Here is a 17,569-nt window from a genome sequence, read left to right on the forward strand (position 1 = left end):
TTTAGTGATCTCCAGGCGACAGGCACATAACGGAGAGAAATCATGTTTGAACCTATGGAATTAACCAATGACGCGGTGATTAAAGTCATCGGCGTCGGCGGTGGCGGTGGCAACGCCGTAGAGCACATGGTACGCGAGCGTATCGAAGGTGTGGAATTCTTTGCTGTGAATACCGACGCGCAAGCGCTGCGTAAAACAGCTGTCGGCCAGACGATTCAGATCGGTAATAACATTACCAAAGGTCTGGGTGCGGGTGCGAACCCGGAAGTCGGCCGTAACTCTGCAGAAGAAGATCGCGAAGCACTGCGTTCTGCGCTGGAAGGGGCAGACATGGTCTTCATCGCAGCAGGCATGGGCGGCGGTACCGGTACCGGTGCAGCGCCTGTGGTAGCGGAAGTGGCGAAGGATCTGGGTATCCTGACCGTGGCCGTTGTCACCAAGCCGTTCAACTTCGAAGGCAAGAAACGCATGGCGTTTGCTGAGCAGGGGATCGCGGAACTCTCTAAGCATGTCGATTCACTGATTACTATTCCAAACGACAAGCTGCTGAAAGTTCTGGGTCGCGGTATCTCCCTGCTGGACGCCTTTGGCGCAGCCAATGACGTGCTGAAAGGCGCGGTTCAGGGTATCGCCGAACTGATTACCCGTCCGGGTCTGATGAACGTCGACTTTGCTGACGTGCGTACCGTGATGTCCGAAATGGGTTACGCCATGATGGGTTCAGGCGTTGCCTGTGGTGAAGACCGCGCTGAAGAAGCGGCTGAAATGGCGATCTCCAGCCCACTGCTGGAAGATATCGACCTGTCTGGTGCGCGCGGCGTGCTGGTCAACATCACGGCTGGCTTCGACCTGCGTCTGGATGAGTTCGAAACCGTGGGTAACACTATCCGCGCCTTCGCCTCTGACAACGCGACAGTGGTGATCGGTACTTCACTGGATCCAGAAATGAATGACGAACTGCGCGTCACCGTGGTGGCAACCGGTATCGGCATGGACAAACGTCCGGAAATCACCCTGGTGACCAATAAACCAGCCAGCCAGCCGGTTATGGATCATCGCTATCAGCAGCACGGTATGTCACCGCTGCCGCAGGAGCAGAAACCGGCAGCTAAAGTGGTTAATGACCAGGCTGCGCAGTCAAACAAAGAGCCAGACTACCTTGATATTCCGGCATTTTTGCGTAAGCAGGCCGACTAGGATTAACCCTATAATTGGGTTTCCCCGCTCTTTGTGCTAAAGTGTCTGCCCGCTGGTAAAGTATACTAGCGGTCGGAAAGGTAATATTGCGAGATAATACGATGATCAAACAAAGGACACTAAAACGTATTGTTCAGGCGACTGGTGTCGGTTTACATACCGGCAAGAAAGTCACACTGACATTACGCCCTGCGTCGGCTAATACCGGGGTCATCTATCGTCGCACCGACTTGAATCCACCGGTAGATTTTCCGGCTGATGCAAAATACGTGCGCGACACCATGCTGAGTACCTGCCTGGTGAATGATGAAGGCGTGCGTATTTCAACGGTTGAACACCTTAATGCCGCCCTGGCGGGTCTGGGTATCGATAACATCATTGTTGAAGTCGATGCACCGGAAATCCCGATTATGGATGGCAGCGCAGCACCGTTTATCTATCTGCTGATGGATGCAGGCATTGAGCAGCTCAACAGCGCGAAGAAATTTGTGCGCGTTAAGCAGACCGTGCGTGTGGAAGAGGGTGACAAATGGGCCGAGATCAAACCGTACAACGGTTTCTCGCTCGACTTCACCATTGACTTCAAACACCCGGCGATCGATTCCAGCTCGCAGCGTTATGCGATGAACTTCTCTGCTGACGCCTTTGTTCGTCAAATCAGCCGGGCGCGTACATTTGGCTTTATGCGTGAAATCGAATATCTGCAGTCTAAAGGCCTGTGCCTGGGCGGTAGCTTAGATTGTGCGATAGGTCTGGATGATTTCCGCGTACTGAATGAAGAAGGCCTGCGTTTTGAGGACGAATTTGTCCGTCACAAAATGCTGGACGCTATCGGCGACCTGTTTATGTGTGGCCACAATATCATTGGCGCCTTCACGGCGTTCAAATCGGGTCATGCGCTGAACAATAAGCTGCTGCAAGCGGTTCTGGCTAAGCAGGAAGCCTGGGAATGGGCAACCTTCGAAGACGAAGCTGAACTGCCGCTGGCATTCAAAGCACCGAATCTGGTTCTGGCTTAATTACCTCAGAACGTGAAACGGCTGGTTATGCTGACACCCTCTCCGGTCAGCGGCGCCAGCCGTTTTTTTATTGCTCCGGTCCCCGCCTCTGCTGATGTCGAGCCTGCTCGCATCGCGCCGTCCGTTTTGCTGAATTGCTGAACAAACGCGCGCAATTTCTCGCACCGCCACTTTAATCCCAGGTGTGGATGCCCCACATTAGTGATACTATCTCTGGCGCTTTTACAGGCTGAATACCGCTGCCGCTCGCGGCGGGCGAACGAAAACGGAAGCGCAACAGAGCATGCGCGATGGAAAGGTTGTGATCGGAATTCTTCTGCGCTGGCGACAATTAAGTAGACGCTATTTCTGGCCTCATCTCCTGTTAGGGATGGTCGCGGCCAGTCTCGGCTTACCTGCCTGTGCGCAAAGTTCTGAACTCAATGCTTCATCTGAATCGCCGGCCAGTAGCCTGTTCATGGGCAACGCCGCGCGGTTTGATCACCTGATTCGCCTGCAGGAAGCGGCACGCCGCCCCAGCTTCAATGTGGATTACTGGCACCAGCACGCCATCCGCACCGTTATTCGACACCTCTCTTTCACGCTAACGCCCCAGGCGCAGGCGGAACAACAAACTCTGCCGCTGGCGGCGCAAAAGCTGGCGCTGATCGATTCGCTGCATGACTTACTGACGTCACACTCTGCGTTGCGTGCTGTGCCGCAGACGACCCCGACTCCACCGCTGTTTACGGCTGTAACCCGCTCATGGGTTGAATGGCATGCCCGCGTTCATGGCATCCGCGCCGGACCCACCCAATTGTCCTGCTAATATTTTTGGTTTTATTCACTCTGTTTAGATTTTGCAGTCCGGAATGATCCGGCTGAATTGAGAATATATTTACTATGTTAATCAAAATGTTAACCAAGGTTTTTGGTAGCAGTAACGATCGTACTCTGCGTCGTATGCGTAAAGTGGTGGATGTCATCAACAAGATGGAGCCGGACTTTGAAAAGCTCTCTGATGATGAACTGAAAGGCAAAACCGAACTGTTCCGTGAACGCCTGAAAAAAGGCGAGACGCTGGAAAGCCTGATCCCGGAAGCTTTTGCTACCGTGCGTGAAGCGAGTAAGCGCGTGTTCGGCATGCGTCACTTCGACGTCCAGCTGATCGGCGGCATGGTACTGAACGATCGCTGCATCGCCGAGATGCGTACCGGTGAAGGTAAAACCCTGACCGCCACGCTGCCAGCCTATCTGAATGCGCTCTCCGGTAAAGGGGTTCACGTCGTTACCGTCAACGACTATCTGGCACAGCGTGATGCCGAGAATAACCGTCCGTTGTTTGAGTTCCTCGGTCTGACCGTCGGCATCAACATGTCGGGTCTGCCTGCAGTAGCGAAGCGTGAAGCTTACGCCGCTGACATTACTTACGGTACCAACAACGAATATGGCTTCGATTACCTGCGCGACAACATGGCCTTCAGCCCGGAAGAGCGCGTGCAGCGTAAACTGCACTACGCACTGGTGGATGAAGTTGACTCCATCCTGATCGATGAAGCGCGTACCCCGCTGATCATTTCGGGACCTGCGGAAGACAGTTCTGAGCTCTATACCAAAGTAAACAAAATCATTCCGCACCTGATTCGTCAGGATAAAGAAGACACTGAAACCCATCAGGGGGAAGGCGACTTCTGGGTGGATGAAAAAGCCCGTCAGGCGCACATGTCTGAACGTGGACTGGTTAAGGTCGAAGAGCTGCTGGTCAGCCAGGGCATTATGGAAGCCGGCGAATCACTCTATTCACCGACCAACATTATGCTGATGCACCACGTTACTGCGGCGCTGCGCGCCCATGCGCTGTTTACCCGCGATGTGGATTACATCGTGAAAGATGGCGAAGTGGTGATTGTTGATGAGCACACCGGTCGTACCATGCAGGGTCGTCGCTGGTCAGACGGACTGCATCAGGCGATTGAAGCCAAAGAAGGGGTAGAGATCCAGAACGAGAACCAGACGCTGGCCTCTATCACTTTCCAGAACTACTTCCGTATCTACGAAAAGCTGGCCGGTATGACCGGGACCGCGGATACCGAAGCGTTCGAATTCAGCTCTATCTACAAGCTCGATACCATTGTGGTACCGACTAACCGTCCAATGGTGCGTAAAGATCTGGCCGATCTGGTCTATATGACCGAGAAAGAGAAAATCGACGCGATCATCGAAGATATTCGTGAACGTACCGCCAACGGCCAGCCGGTGCTGGTCGGGACCATCTCGATTGAGAAATCGGAAGTGGTCTCTAACGAACTGACACGTGCCGGTATCAAACACAACGTTCTGAACGCCAAATTCCACGCCCGCGAAGCGGAAATCGTGGCACAGGCAGGTCAGCCGGGCGCGGTCACCATCGCCACCAACATGGCCGGTCGTGGTACTGACATCATGCTGGGCGGCAGCTGGCACGCCGAAGTGGCCGAGCTGGAAAACCCGACCGAAGCACAGATCGAAGAGATTAAAGCCGCATGGCAGATTCGCCATGACGCGGTACTGGCCTCCGGCGGTTTACACATCGTGGGTACTGAGCGCCACGAGTCGCGCCGTATCGATAACCAGCTGCGTGGTCGTGCTGGCCGTCAGGGCGACGCCGGTTCTTCCCGTTTCTACCTGTCGATGGAAGATGCGCTGATGCGTATTTTCGCCTCGGATCGCGTCTCTAACATGATGCGCAAACTGGGGATGAAGCCGGGTGAAGCGATTGAGCACCCGTGGGTGACCAAAGCGATTGCCAATGCGCAGCGCAAAGTTGAGAGCCGTAACTTCGATATTCGTAAGCAGCTGCTGGAATATGATGATGTGGCCAACGATCAGCGTCGTGCCATCTACAGCCAGCGTAACGAACTGCTGGATGTGTCGGATGTGAGCGAAACCATCAACAGCATCCGTCATGACGTCTACAAAGCGACCATTGATACCTATATTCCACCGCAGTCACTGGAAGAGATGTGGGATGTACCAGGGCTGGAAGAGCGCCTGCGTACTGACTTCGATCTTAATCTGCCAATTGCGGAGTGGCTGGATAAAGAGCCCGATCTGCATGAAGAAGTGCTGCGTGAGCGCATCATGACCCATGCGATGGAGAACTATGCCGCCAAAGAAGAGGTGGTTGGTGCTGAGATGATGCGTAACTTCGAAAAAGGCGTGATGTTGCAGACGCTGGATTCGCTGTGGAAAGAGCATCTGGCGGCGATGGATTATCTGCGGCAGGGCATCCATCTGCGTGGCTATGCGCAGAAGGATCCGAAGCAGGAGTACAAACGTGAATCGTTCGCTATGTTTGCCGCCATGCTTGAGTCACTGAAATATGAAGTGATCAGCACCCTGAGCAAGGTCCAGGTGCGGATGCCGGAAGAAGTTGAAGCGATGGAGCAGCAGCGTCGCGAAGAGGCTGAACGTCTGGCTCAGCAGCAACAACTGAGCCACGTTGAAGAAGAGACGCTGGCGGCCGAAGCGCTGGCGCAGCAGAGTGGTGAACGCAAAGTCGGACGCAACGATCCCTGCCCATGTGGTTCAGGTAAAAAATATAAGCAGTGTCACGGCCGCCTGGCCTGAGATTAACCGCTGATGAAAAAGGAGCCACTGGCTCCTTTTTTTTGGCTGCTGCCTGGCCGCGACAGACGCTGAGTTTGGTTGTTTCAGCAGGTTAAAGCGGTTAACTTCCGCCACACCCTGTTTTAAACTCACTGCTCATTCACCCAATAATCTCGGGATATTCTTCATGAAGCACCTGCAGGTCGCGGTTGGTATTATCCGCAATGCCGATAAACAGATTTTCCTTGCCCAGCGCGCGGCGACATCCTATATGGCCAATAAATGGGAGTTTCCCGGCGGCAAGATTGAAGCGGGTGAGAGCGCCGAACAGGGTCTGATTCGCGAGTTGCAGGAAGAGACCGGCATTGAGGTCACCGAAGCGCGACCGATTGGTCAGGCTGATCATAGCTATGAAGATCTGCGGGTAACGCTGCATTTCTTCCTGGTTGAAGGCTGGAAGGGAGAGCCGTGGGGCAAGGAGGGGCAGCCGCAGCGTTGGGTTGATCAACAGGCGCTGATCGCCGAAGAGTTTCCTCCGGCGAATCATCAACTGATTGCCCGCCTGATTGCCGGCGAGTTTTGACAGGATGGGGCGACTCACCCCATCCGGCAATTAATGGTCTTCTTCGCTCCAGTTATCGCTGTCATTCAGATCACCGCTGCTGGGAATACGTTTCTCTTCAGCGGCCCATTCACCCAAATCAATCAGCTGGCAGCGCTTACTGCAAAACGGCCGCCACGGGCTGAGTTCATCCCAGATAACATCTTTGCCGCACTGTGGACAGGCGACGGTCATGACTTCTTGCTGCATATTCACCTCTAACAACAGGCCAGTTGAAAGTCGAGTCGGGCTGGTACTTCACCACGCTCACTATCAAGCGGCATAAAACGAATGGCATAACGGCTTTTATGTCCGGAGACCTGCGGGTAAAGCGCATCCTCCAGCGACAGCTGCAGGCGGAGCAGGTCGGCACCCTCAGCGTTGTCCTGATAAAAGCCATTCAGGCTGGTCTGATTGCGAAACGCCCCGGACTGACGGATCAGGTCGAGGATCATCGCCAGCGCATGATGCAGCGGCACCAGCGTCTGCATCCAGGCTTCCACCTGGGCATCACGCGCTTCCTGAGGTAAATGCAGCCAGATATGCAGGCCGGGTAAATCAAAACTGCAGCAGCCGCCAGGAATGCTCAGGCGCTGACGCACCAGCGCAATCAGACGGTCTTCCCGCAGTTGCTGCCCCATCCGCGGCGCATTCATCAGCTGGGTTGACTGCATTTTTAACTTTTCACGCAGGGCATCTACCAGCGTCATATCTACGCCAGGCACATCAGCCCAGGCGCGCAATTTCTGCTGCTGGCGCTCCAGCTCTTTCAACAACTCGGTACGCATGTCGCCCCGCTCGAAAATATCGAGCAGTTCACCGATCAGACGAAAAAAGGTCAGGGCGTTAACGGTTTTATCCAGCGGGGTGGTCTCATCCAGCTGATTAATCAGAAACTCAACCCGTAACCAGGTTCGCATTTTTTCATTCAGGGGATGTTCAAACAGAACGGGTGTGCTCATGGTGTTAATCCTGTTTCGTTGCCGCCAGCCTGAGGTAGCGCTGGTGGAGTTCGGCAACCTGTGGCAATGCATCTTCAGGCTCGCCACTGTTATCAATAATGTCATCAGCACAGGCGAGGCGTTGCTGCCGCGTGGCCTGTGCCGCAAGAATACGTTGCACCTGGGCGAGAGAAAGCTGGTCGCGTTGCTGAGTCCGGGCTATCTGTGTCGCTTCGTCGACATCAATCACCAGTACCCGGTCAGCCTGGTGCTGTAACTGATTTTCCACCAGTAACGGCACCACCCACAGCACATAAGGTGAAGAGGCGGCAGCGATCAACTGTTGGGTGCGGGCGTTAATCAGCGGATGCAGCAGCGCGTTTAACCAGCTTTTCTCTTCTGGCGTCTGAAAAATAATCTCGCGTAACCGCGCGCGATTCAGGGTGCCCTGTTCGGTCAGGATCGCGGCACCGTAACGTGCTTCAATCGCCTGTAAAGCCGGCGTCCCTGGCTCAACCACTTCGCGCGCAATCAGGTCAGCATCGATAATGTCGACCCCGAGCGCAGCGAACTGTCTGGCAATCGAGCTTTTACCGCTACCGATTCCCCCTGTCAGCGCTATGGTGTAGGGCCTATTTCCCATCTGACTTCTCTTTTGGACACAGGTTCATGTTAATGGTCTGGATCAGTAACGCAAAAATGCGGGCCAGATCACAACGATAATGCTCAGCTAAATTTTACGGATTGTAGCGTAAATAAAGTGAAATTCGCAGTCTTGTCGCCGGACGGCAGGCGCGTATCATAAGGTCACTGGAGCCGTGCTGGCTTCGCGAACTGCGGTTCGTTGCCACTCACCAGGACATGACACATGCGTATTGAAGAAGATTTGAAACTGGGCTTTAAAGACGTTCTGATTCGCCCAAAACGTTCCACGCTGAAAAGCCGCTCACAGGTTGAGCTGGAGCGCAGTTTTACCTTTAAGCACTCCGGCCTGAGCTGGAGCGGTGTCCCAATCATTGCCGCCAATATGGATACCGTCGGTACCTTTCTGATGGCAGAAGCGCTGGCCAGCTTTAATATCCTGACGGCGGTGCATAAGCATTACAGCGTAGATGACTGGCGAGCGTTTATTCAGCGTGTGCCCGCGCCGGTACTGAACGCGGTGATGGTCTCTACCGGCACCTCTGAAGCGGACTTTACCAAGCTGAACGCCATTATGGCCTTGTCAGAGAAATTACAGTTTATCTGCATTGATGTGGCTAACGGCTACTCGCAGCATTTTGTCGATTTTCTGCAGCGTGCCCGCGAAGCGTTTCCTGGCAAAACGATCTGTGCCGGTAATGTAGTAACCGGGGAAATGGTGGAAGAGCTGATTCTGTCTGGTGCCGATATTGTCAAAGTGGGCATTGGCCCTGGCTCAGTCTGCACCACGCGCGTAAAGACCGGCGTGGGCTACCCACAGCTCTCGGCGGTGATTGAGTGCGCTGATGCGGCGCACGGACTGGGTGGACAGATTGTCAGTGACGGTGGCTGTGCGGTGCCGGGTGATATTGCTAAAGCCTTTGGCGGCGGTGCCGACTTTGTAATGCTGGGCGGTATGCTGGCAGCGCACGATGAATGTGAAGGCGAGGTCATCGAAGAGAATGGCGAAAGCTTCATGCTGTTTTACGGCATGAGTTCGGAGTCGGCAATGAAGCGTCACGTAGGTGGCGTTGCGGAGTACCGTGCAGCAGAAGGCAAAACCGTGAAGCTGCCATTACGTGGTCCGGTAGCTGATACGGCACGCGACATTCTGGGTGGCCTGCGTTCAGCCTGTACCTACGTAGGGGCAGAGCGTCTAAAGGAACTGACCAAGCGCACCACTTTTATCCGGGTGACTGAGCAGGAAAACCGGGTGTTTAACCGATAGTTAGCTGCCGGTTGTCAGCGATTCAGGGTCAGGGAGTGGCCGACAGTGACTGATGGAGATTCAATGACAATCAGGCACTTGATGGTATTTCCGATACTGACGCACCGGCAGTGGCCCATTGATGCTCAGCCTCGACAGCTACTTATCCGGTGTCACTGATCAGACTTCATCAATTACTCACCTGATTTCATGTTAAGGGGCGCATAACGCGCCCCTTAATGCATCGCATCACCCAGCCCGAACACCGGCAGATACATCGCAATCACCAGCGTACCGACAATGCCACCTATCACCACCATCATCATCGGCTCCAGTGAGGCAGCAAGCGTGTCAGCACGCTCACGGGTCTCTGCTTCATGCCATTCCGCCAGTCGGGCCAGCATCAGATCTAACGCCCCTGCTTCTTCACCGACGCGAATCAGCTGGCCACAAAGTGCAGTAAATAGCGGATGCTGCGCCAGCGCCTGATGCAGCGGTTTGCCTGCGGCGATATGCTGTTGCAGCGCAGCAATCGCTTCCCGCCACAGCAGGGAGGAGAGGGTAACCTCAACAGCGGCAAGACCCTGCAACAGGGTGAGTCCGGCGTGCTGTGTCAGCTGCAGGATGGTATAAATCTGCGTTAGCTGCGAACCGCGCCATAGTCCGGCAAGCAGCGGGATGCGGAGAAAAAAACGCTGCTCCCGCCGCTGCCAGCTGGCTGAACGTCGCCGCAGCTGTTGCCAGCCCACCAGTACCAGCAGCAGCACGCTGGCTAACAACAGTCCCCACTGCTGCAATGTGGCAGAAAGCTGCATCACCGCAGCGGTAAACGCTGGTAACGGTGCGTCAAACGAGGCATACACTGTGACAAATTCCGGCAGCACGAACAGTAGCATGCCACAGCTGACAGCGATCGCGACTAACAGAATGAACAGTGGATAGCGTAGCGCCTTTACTACCTGTTGCCACAGCTGTTGCTGCCGGGTCTGCTGTTGTGCCAGTTCGCTGCAGCAGACATCCAGCTGCCCGGTCAGCTCGCCGACCTCCATCAGGGCCGGATAGAGCGGCGGAAAGATTTGCGGCCACTCACGCAGCGCCTGTGAAAAAGGCTGACCGCTCAAAACCCGATGATGCAACGCCAGCATCAGTGCCCGCCAGCCCGCGTGCGGATGTCCCTCAGCCAGCAGAATCAGACTCTCCGCCAGTGGTAAGCCCGCCTTAAGCAGAGTTGCCAGCTGGCGTATCAGATCGGTTTTGTGCTGCCACGTCCAGGCGGACTGCCGCCAGACCTTTTCGCATTTCCAGCTGACCGGCAGCAGATCGCGCTGCGCCAGCATCAGCAGCAGATTCTCACTGTCGACAGCCAGTAGCTGACCGCTTTGTAGCGCGCCCTGGCTGTCAACCGCCTGCCAGCGAAACAACGCCGGATTAGCCATCTTCCAGCCCGATAACCCGCTGCATCTCTTCCAGCGAGGTGTCACCGCGACTTACCGCTTCCAGCCCGGAGGCAAGCAGGGTACGCAGCCCCTGCTGTTTTGCCAGACTGAGCAGATTCTCAAGCGGCATTTCTGCTGCAATGGCATTTTGCAGCCTGGCGTTTACCGGCAGCAGCTCAAACAGCGCCAGCCGACCAAAGTAGCCTGAGAAACAGTGATCGCAGCCAGGCGCGCGCAAGGTCTGCAGGGTGCCGGGCCAGAGTTCGGAAGGATAGTGCGCCACCGCCTGAGCCGGCTGACGACAGTGCGGGCAGAGCCGCCGTACCAGACGCTGCGCAACGATCAGCCGTAGCGCCGATCCCAGCAGATAGCCGGGAATACCCATCTGGCGTAAGCGGGTCAGGGTTTCGGCGGTTGAATTGGTATGCAGCGTGGAGAGTACCAGGTGTCCGGTCTGCGCGGCCTTAACGGCTATTTCAGCGGTTTCCGCATCGCGGATCTCGCCGACCATGATCACGTCCGGATCCTGGCGCAACAGCGCACGCAGTACGCGATGGAAGTCGAGCCCGCTTTTACTGTTAATCTGGGTCTGATTGATGCCGGGCAGCGGGATTTCAATCGGGTCTTCGACGCTGCACAGGTTTTTGTCTGGCGTATTCAGCGCGCTCAGCCCGCTGTAAAGCGTAAAGGTTTTGCCGCTGCCGGTGGGTCCGGTCACCAGGATCAGCCCCTGCGGCTGGGCCAGCGCTGAGCACAACAGGCGTAACTGGGCGGCAGGAAGCCCCAGTTTATCCAGCGATAATGCCGCGCTTTCGCTCTGCAACAGTCGCACCACCGCTTTTTCACCGCCATGGATCGGCAACGTGGCGAGGCGAAAAGAAGCCGGTTTGCCCGCAATCTCCAGGCTGAACTGACCATCCTGTGGTAACCGGCGTTCGGCAATATCCAGTCCGCCGAGAATTTTCAGGCGCGCCAGCAGTGCCGCAGGCTGGGTGGCGGGCAGTGAGGAGAGCGGATGCAGGACGCCGTCAATCCGCAACCTGACCCGCAGACCCTCCCGCCAGGGCTCAATGTGAATGTCAGACGCGCGACGTTCCAGCGCCTGATGCAGTATCTGTTGCGTTGCCTCAACGGCTGACTCTGCCGGTGCATCTTCGCGGGCTGACAGCGGCGTTTCAGCATGCTGCAGCTGATCGAGGCGCGCCTGCGGCCAGCACTCAATCTCAATCTGACACTGGCTGGCGAAGTTAAGCGCTTCAGCCAGCCCCTGCGGCACACTTTCCGCCACGGCAACCCGTAACTGGCTGGCATCGTGGTGCAGCACCAGAGCGCGATAGCGCTGGCATAATGCCGCAATCGCTGCATCAGGCTTGTTCATCATTCGCCCCTTTATCGGCAAAGCGGAACTGAGCAAGGCAGTTGTCACGCAGGCTGATATTGCTGCTGGTGCAGCTCCGTTGCCAGCTGATGCTACCTTCCGTGCTGTCCCACACCGGTAGCATCTCCACGCTTAAGCCCTTCAGATTTTCCTGACCGGTCAGGGTGATGATGCCTTTGGTCACGCTGAGGGCAGAAACGTAGCGTGAGCTTCTGACGGCAGGAATACCGTGCTCGCCAGCCTGACACTGCGCCGGATCGCCGCGCTCCATGGCGCAGAGTTCCACTGCCGTTTTGTACGGCACCATGGTTTGCAGCATGTCGGTGAGCGCCGCGCGCTGCAGATAGTTTTGATAAGCGGGCAGGCCAATAGCGCTTAAGATCGCCACGATACCCACCACAATCATCAGTTCAACCAGCGTAAATCCGCCTTGATAATTCATTACATCGCCTCCTGATTAAGAAAACGTCAGACTAAAAAGGCGGGCAGAAGAATCACAGTCACAGAATGAAACAATGGAAAAGGGGGCGAGAACATATTTGTGGCTTGCAGTACAGCCGAAAGGGTCATGGAAGCGGGATCGCAGAAAACGCCGTGCGGTTACACGGCGTAGTGTCTTACTGTTGCTGAAAACGCATCGACAAATCGAGTGCGCGCACATGCTTGGTCAGCGCCCCTACCGAGACATAATCGACGCCGGTCTGCGCAATCTGAGGCAGAGTGGTTTCCGTGACGTTGCCAGAGACTTCCAGTAGCGCACGACCCTGATTACGCTCCACCGCCGTCCGCATCTGCTCCAGGCTGAAGTTATCCAGCATGACGATATCCGCCGCTGCGTCCAGCGCCTGGTCCAGCTCCTCCAGCGATTCGACTTCAACTTCTACCGGCACATCCGGCTGCAGCCACTGCGCCTTTTCTACCGCCTGACGGATCGATCCGCTGGCAATAATGTGATTCTCTTTAATCAGATAGGCATCGGACAGGCCAAGGCGATGGTTACTGCCGCCGCCGCACAGCACGGCATATTTCAGGGCGGTGCGCAGCCCGGGCAGGGTTTTTCGCGTGTCCAGCAGCTGCGTCTGGCTGTTCGCCAGCAGCGCCACATAGCGGCTGACCTCGGTGGCAACGCCAGAAAGCGTCTGGACAAAATTGAGCGCGGTACGCTCAGCGGTCAGCAACAGTCGCGCCGGACCGTCGATGTCGAACAGCGGCTGGTCAGGCTCGATGCGATCGCCATCCTCTACATGCCAGGTCAGGGTGGCGTGCGAGCCAAGCTGAATAAACACTTCCTCAACCCAACGTTTACCACAGAAAACACCCGCCTCACGGGTAATCACCTGAGCATGGGCCTGCGTTTCGGCAGGTAACAGCTGGGCGGTGATATCACGGTCGGCGTCAATTTCGCCGCCGAGATCTTCCTGTAAAGCGCGTGCGACAGCCTCAGGGATGTCACCTTCAATGCGTCTAATCAGCGCCTGGCGGCGACTGTCCGGATCATAACCACGCGAAGACATAAGCGATCAACTCCAAAAAGGGATGATGAGTAAGGCGTCCACAATAGCCTGAACCGCCGCAGCGTACCAGTGATGAGCGGAGTTTTGTTTAGTATCCTTAACAAGAGCCGATCGGACTGCGGCCTGATGACGCATTAAGACGCAAGAAACCCTTACTATTCATGCTATTCTCAGCCTGATTGAACAAGGAAATGCAGCATGAAACTTGAACATGGCTGGCTGACCGGGGTGCGTCAGGTCCCCTCGCCGCATTGCAATGATCGACCCGACGACGAGGCGCCTTCGCTGCTGGTGATCCACAATATCAGTCTGCCGCCGGGCGAATTTGGCGGTCCGTGGATCGACAAACTGTTCACCGGTACGCTGCCGCCGGATGCTCATCCCTATTTTGCGGATATCGCCAGCCTGCGCGTGGCAGCGCACTGCCTGATTCGCCGGCAAGGTGAGATTGTACAGTATGTGCCGTTTGATAAACGCGCCTGGCATGCGGGCGTGTCACAGTTCGACGGCCGGGAAAACTGCAACGACTTCTCGATTGGCATTGAACTGGAAGGGACGGATAACCAACCCTATACCGAGGCGCAATACCGGGCGCTGCAACAGGTTACACGGGTGTTGTTGCAGCACTATCCCATCACGCCTGCGCGCATTACCGGACACAGTGATATCGCGCCGGTGCGCAAAACCGATCCCGGACCTGCATTTGACTGGGACTACTATAAGCAGCTGTTAACGCAGCAAAAATCGTGATTTTTGCGGAGTCAGTATGACGTTGTTTACCTTGTTATTGGTTTTAGGCTGGGAGCGCCTGTTTAAGCTGGGCGAGCACTGGCAACTCGAACATCGGCTGGAGCCGTTTTTTCGTCGTCGTCAGCATTTCTCTCTGATGCGCACCCTGCTGATGACGGTGCTGGCGATGGCCGTGACGGCGCTGGTGGTCTGGAGCCTGAAAGGCCTGCTGTTTGGTGTGCTGCAACTGCTGTTCTGGATCGTCATTGGGCTGTTATGTATCGGCGCGGGATCGGTCCGTCTGCACTATCACACCTATCTGAAGGCGGCCAGCCACGATGATGCCGCAGCCCATCAGGCGATGGCGGCAGAGCTGACCTTGATCCACGGTGTGCCGGTTGAGTGCAGCGAGCGTGAATTCCTGCGCGAACTGCAGAATGCGCTGATCTGGATTAACTTCCGCTTCTACCTCGCGCCGATGTTCTGGCTGGTGGTGGGCGGCGCATGGGGGCCGGTGCTGCTGGTGGGTTACGCATTCCTGCGCGCCTGGCAGGGCTGGCTGGCAAAACAGGGCACGCCGATGGCGCGTGCGCAGTCGGGCGTGGATAGCATACTGCATGTGCTCGACTGGATCCCGGTGCGGCTGGCAGGTGTGGCCTACGCCTTGCTGGGACACGGCGAGAAAGCGTTGCCGGCATGGTTTGCCTCGCTGACCGACCGTCATCGTTCGCAGTATCAGGTGCTGACCAGCCTGGCCCAGTTCTCGCTGTCGCGCGATCCGCACACTGATAAAGTGGAAACGCCACGGGTTGCCGTGGCGTTAGCGAAACGAACGTCGCTGGTGCTGGTGGTGGCCGTTGCGTTGCTGACGATCTACGGCACGCTGGTGTGATCGGCGGGCGGCACGCCAAAGTCAGGTGTGCCATCTGCCCGCCAGTCAAAGTACTTCAGCCGGGTATGGCGATTCGGATCCCATAACGGATCGCCTTCAATTTCGGTGTAGTTACGCGCGTGGTAAACCAGCACGTCGCGTCCCGCCTCATCCTGGGTAAAGCTGTTATGGCCCGGTCCATACTGATGATTATCCCAGCTCGATACAAACACCGGCCGCGCAGATTTCTGCCAGGCGGTGACGTCGAGCGGATCGGCATCAATCGCAATCGACAGTAAACCCAGACAGTAATTCTCATCGGTGGCGCTGGCAGAGTAGGTCACGAACAGCCGATCGCCATGGCTGATTACCGCCGCGCCTTCGTTAACGCTAAATCCGGCACATTCCCATTCATATTCAGGCCGGCTCAGCATCACCGGCGTGCCTTTCAGTGTCCAGGGATTGAGCAGCTCGGCCAGGTAGAGGTTGGAGTTACCCGGGATGGCCGGATCTTTCTGCGCCCACAGATACCAGTTCTTACCCTGATGCACGAAGTGCGTGGCATCAAGCGAGAAACTGTCGAACTGGCTGAATACCCGACGACACGGCTGCCATTCACCCTGCAGCGGATCGGCGGCATCACACACCAGCGCATACATCCGGTGCTGAAACAGGCCATCTTTGATGTCGCGTGTCGGAGCAGCGGCGAAGTAGATCACCCACTGGCCATCAATAATGTGCAGTTCCGGCGCCCAGATCAGCTCGCTGCAGGGGCCGCTGTCCGGTTTGCGCCATACCACCACCGGTTCAGCGCTGCGCAGGCCTGCCAGCGTATCGGCACGCCGGATCTCCAGCCGGTCATATTCCGGCACCGAGGCGATAAAATAGTAGTGCTGATCATGACGCAGTATAAACGGGTCGGCGCGCTGTTCAATAAAGGGATTAGGCCAGGTAGCGGTCATTTTACTTCTCCGGTTTGCGGGACAACGCCGTCGCGTGGGCGAGTCGTCTGTAAGTCTCGGAAATTTTCGCGGCGCAGCGCGAGATCCTGCTGGATAGTGATCATCATTTTACGGTCGACCTTCATCAGGCGTACCACACCCGCCGTAATCAGATAGCCAACGCCCGGAATCACGGTAAACAGCAGCATGATGCCGTTGATCGCTTCCGGCGACTGCTGTTTCGCCCCGGCATTGTAGCCGTAGATCGACAACAGGAAGCCAACCATCGCCCCGGCGACCGCCAGTCCCACTTTGAGAAAGAACAGGTTACCGGAGAAGCTGATACCGGTGATGCGCTTGCCGGTTTTCCATTCGCCATAGTCGTCGACATCGGCCATCAGCGACCAGTGCAGCGGCGACGGAATCTGATGCAGGATGTTCAGCACAAAGTAGGCGATCACCACCATCAGCGTGGCGTGCGGATCGATCCAGTAAAATGCGCTGGAGAACAGCGCCAGTGCAATGTTGGTCCAGAAGAAGACCTTGAGCTTACACCAGCGGTCGGTCAGCACTTTTGCCAGCGTACTGCCGAACATCATGCCGATCACGCCAAGGCTGATAAACAGCGTGGCGAAGTGGGTCGATTGTCCCATTACCCAGGTGACGTAATACATGGTGGCGGCCATGCGGATAAAGCCGGGACAGACGTTGCAGAAGGTCAGCAGCAGAATGCGCACCCACTGGTCGTTTTTCCAGACGTCGCGCAGATCTTTCTTCAGATCGTCATTACTGGGGACGGCAGGATGAATACGCTCACGCACCGTGGCAAAGCAGAACAGGAACATCGCCAGGCCGATGGTTGCCAGCACGGTCATCGCCATCTGATAACCCCGCGCCTTGTCTTCGCCGCCAAACCATTCCGCCATCGGCAGCAGCGACATCGACAGGATCAGCGTTGCGATGCCGACCATCACGAAACGGTAAGACTGACAGGAGACGCGCTCACCGGGATCGTTGGTAATTACGCCGCCCAGCGAGCAGTAGGGAATGTTGATGGCAGTGTAGGTCAGCGACATCAGGAAGTAGGTGACGAAGGCCCAGATCACCTTGTTATGGTAGGTCCAGTCCGGCGTGGTAAACATCAGCACGCTGAACAGCACATAGGGGACGGAAACCCACAGCAGCCACGGGCGGAAACGACCCCAGCGACTCTGGGTGCGATCGGCAATCGCGCCCATAATCGGATCGGTTACCGCATCCAGTACCCGCACTGACAGCAGCAGCGTGCCGACCAGCGCCGGGGCTAAACCGAAAACATCGGTATAGAAGTAGTTAAGGAACAGCATGATGGCACCGCCAATCATGTTGCATCCGGCATCGCCCATGCCATAACCCAGTTTTTCTCGAAACGAGAGGGCTGCACCTTTCATGGTTCTCTCCTGCGCATCCGGTGTGAACAGGAATTATTGTCGCTAAATCAGAGAGAT

Annotated in this window: 17 protein-coding genes; 8 read left to right on the forward strand and 9 right to left on the reverse strand. The window is 56.3% G+C overall.

The features are described from left to right. The first annotated feature begins 42 nt into the window (after positions 1-42). The 5 genes from ftsZ to mutT all read left to right on the forward strand — a co-directional run bounded on the left by ftsZ (position 43) and on the right by mutT (position 6,366). Positions 43-1,197 (forward strand): cell division protein FtsZ, encoded by a 1,155-nt coding sequence (gene ftsZ, locus AABB92_RS15580; protein ID WP_009092127.1) that lies wholly within the window; start codon positions 43-45, stop codon positions 1,195-1,197. A 101-nt stretch (positions 1,198-1,298) separates the two neighbouring features. Then, positions 1,299-2,216, forward strand: a complete 918-nt coding sequence (gene lpxC / locus AABB92_RS15585; RefSeq protein ID WP_031376704.1) for a UDP-3-O-acyl-N-acetylglucosamine deacetylase — start codon at positions 1,299-1,301, stop codon at positions 2,214-2,216. Positions 2,217-2,517: 301 nt separating this feature from the next. Beyond that, entirely contained in the window at positions 2,518-3,024 is a 507-nt protein-coding gene (gene secM / locus AABB92_RS15590) for a secA translation cis-regulator SecM (protein ID WP_334316394.1), read from the forward strand. Between the two features lie 74 nt (positions 3,025-3,098). Next, complete coding sequence (gene secA, locus AABB92_RS15595; RefSeq protein WP_031376702.1) at positions 3,099-5,804, forward strand: preprotein translocase subunit SecA; 2,706 nt, start codon at positions 3,099-3,101, stop codon at positions 5,802-5,804. A 166-nt stretch (positions 5,805-5,970) separates the two neighbouring features. Further along, on the forward strand, positions 5,971-6,366 hold the full coding sequence (gene mutT, locus AABB92_RS15600; protein ID WP_031376701.1) for an 8-oxo-dGTP diphosphatase MutT: 396 nt from the start codon (positions 5,971-5,973) through the stop codon (positions 6,364-6,366). 30 nt (positions 6,367-6,396) lie between these two features. On the opposite strand, the gene yacG is transcribed toward mutT, so the two are convergent. Genes yacG through coaE form a run of 3 tightly spaced genes read right to left on the reverse strand, consistent with a single transcriptional unit; the run spans position 6,397 to position 7,968 of the window. Then, entirely contained in the window at positions 6,397-6,594 is a 198-nt protein-coding gene (gene yacG / locus AABB92_RS15605; protein ID WP_031376700.1) for a DNA gyrase inhibitor YacG, read from the reverse strand. A gap of 8 nt (positions 6,595-6,602) precedes the next feature. Further along, positions 6,603-7,346 (reverse strand): cell division protein ZapD, encoded by a 744-nt coding sequence (gene zapD / locus AABB92_RS15610; RefSeq protein WP_046289189.1) that lies wholly within the window; start codon positions 7,344-7,346, stop codon positions 6,603-6,605. Positions 7,347-7,350: 4 nt separating this feature from the next. Further along, on the reverse strand, positions 7,351-7,968 hold the full coding sequence (gene coaE / locus AABB92_RS15615) for a dephospho-CoA kinase (protein WP_031376699.1): 618 nt from the start codon (positions 7,966-7,968) through the stop codon (positions 7,351-7,353). A 225-nt stretch (positions 7,969-8,193) separates the two neighbouring features. Between coaE and AABB92_RS15620 the strand changes: the two genes are divergently transcribed. Next, positions 8,194-9,234, forward strand: a complete 1,041-nt coding sequence (locus tag AABB92_RS15620) for a GMP reductase (RefSeq protein WP_031376698.1) — start codon at positions 8,194-8,196, stop codon at positions 9,232-9,234. A 215-nt stretch (positions 9,235-9,449) separates the two neighbouring features. Here the strand turns inward: AABB92_RS15620 and hofC are convergent, their stop codons facing one another. The 4 genes from hofC to nadC all read right to left on the reverse strand — a co-directional run bounded on the left by hofC (position 9,450) and on the right by nadC (position 13,541). Continuing rightward, positions 9,450-10,649 carry a protein transport protein HofC gene (hofC, locus tag AABB92_RS15625; RefSeq protein WP_031376697.1) on the reverse strand — a complete coding sequence of 400 codons (1,200 nt, stop codon included), beginning with the start codon at positions 10,647-10,649 and terminating at the stop codon, positions 9,450-9,452. After that, positions 10,642-12,027 (reverse strand): type II secretion system protein GspE, encoded by a 1,386-nt coding sequence (gspE, locus tag AABB92_RS15630; protein ID WP_031376696.1) that lies wholly within the window; start codon positions 12,025-12,027, stop codon positions 10,642-10,644. Before gspE ends, hofC begins: the two co-directional genes overlap by 8 nt. Further along, positions 12,014-12,469 carry a prepilin peptidase-dependent pilin gene (ppdD, locus tag AABB92_RS15635; RefSeq protein ID WP_031376695.1) on the reverse strand — a complete coding sequence of 152 codons (456 nt, stop codon included), beginning with the start codon at positions 12,467-12,469 and terminating at the stop codon, positions 12,014-12,016. Before ppdD ends, gspE begins: the two co-directional genes overlap by 14 nt. Positions 12,470-12,644: 175 nt before the next feature. After that, positions 12,645-13,541: a carboxylating nicotinate-nucleotide diphosphorylase gene (gene nadC, locus AABB92_RS15640; protein WP_031376694.1), complete on the reverse strand. Its 897-nt coding sequence runs from the start codon at positions 13,539-13,541 to the stop codon at positions 12,645-12,647. A 198-nt stretch (positions 13,542-13,739) separates the two neighbouring features. On the opposite strand from nadC, the gene ampD reads away from it, so the two are divergent. Together ampD and ampE are read left to right on the forward strand one after the other, a co-directional pair. Further along, positions 13,740-14,291, forward strand: a complete 552-nt coding sequence (gene ampD, locus AABB92_RS15645) for a 1,6-anhydro-N-acetylmuramyl-L-alanine amidase AmpD (protein ID WP_031376693.1) — start codon at positions 13,740-13,742, stop codon at positions 14,289-14,291. 16 nt (positions 14,292-14,307) lie between these two features. Next, positions 14,308-15,162 carry a beta-lactamase regulator AmpE gene (gene ampE / locus AABB92_RS15650; protein ID WP_046289190.1) on the forward strand — a complete coding sequence of 285 codons (855 nt, stop codon included), beginning with the start codon at positions 14,308-14,310 and terminating at the stop codon, positions 15,160-15,162. Here the strand turns inward: ampE and AABB92_RS15655 are convergent. Both AABB92_RS15655 and AABB92_RS15660 read right to left on the reverse strand, forming a co-directional pair. After that, entirely contained in the window at positions 15,144-16,103 is a 960-nt protein-coding gene (locus AABB92_RS15655; protein ID WP_031376692.1) for a glycoside hydrolase family 43 protein, read from the reverse strand. The genes ampE and AABB92_RS15655 overlap by 19 nt on opposite strands. Beyond that, positions 16,100-17,512, reverse strand: coding sequence for a glycoside-pentoside-hexuronide (GPH):cation symporter (locus AABB92_RS15660; protein ID WP_031376691.1), 1,413 nt, complete (start codon positions 17,510-17,512; stop codon positions 16,100-16,102). The genes AABB92_RS15655 and AABB92_RS15660 overlap by 4 nt, the downstream gene beginning before the upstream one ends. Positions 17,513-17,569: the final 57 nt, after the last annotated feature.

Origin of the sequence: Pantoea brenneri (assembly GCF_038594305.1) — a bacterium.
Classification (GTDB): Bacteria; Pseudomonadota; Gammaproteobacteria; order Enterobacterales; family Enterobacteriaceae; genus Pantoea; species Pantoea brenneri.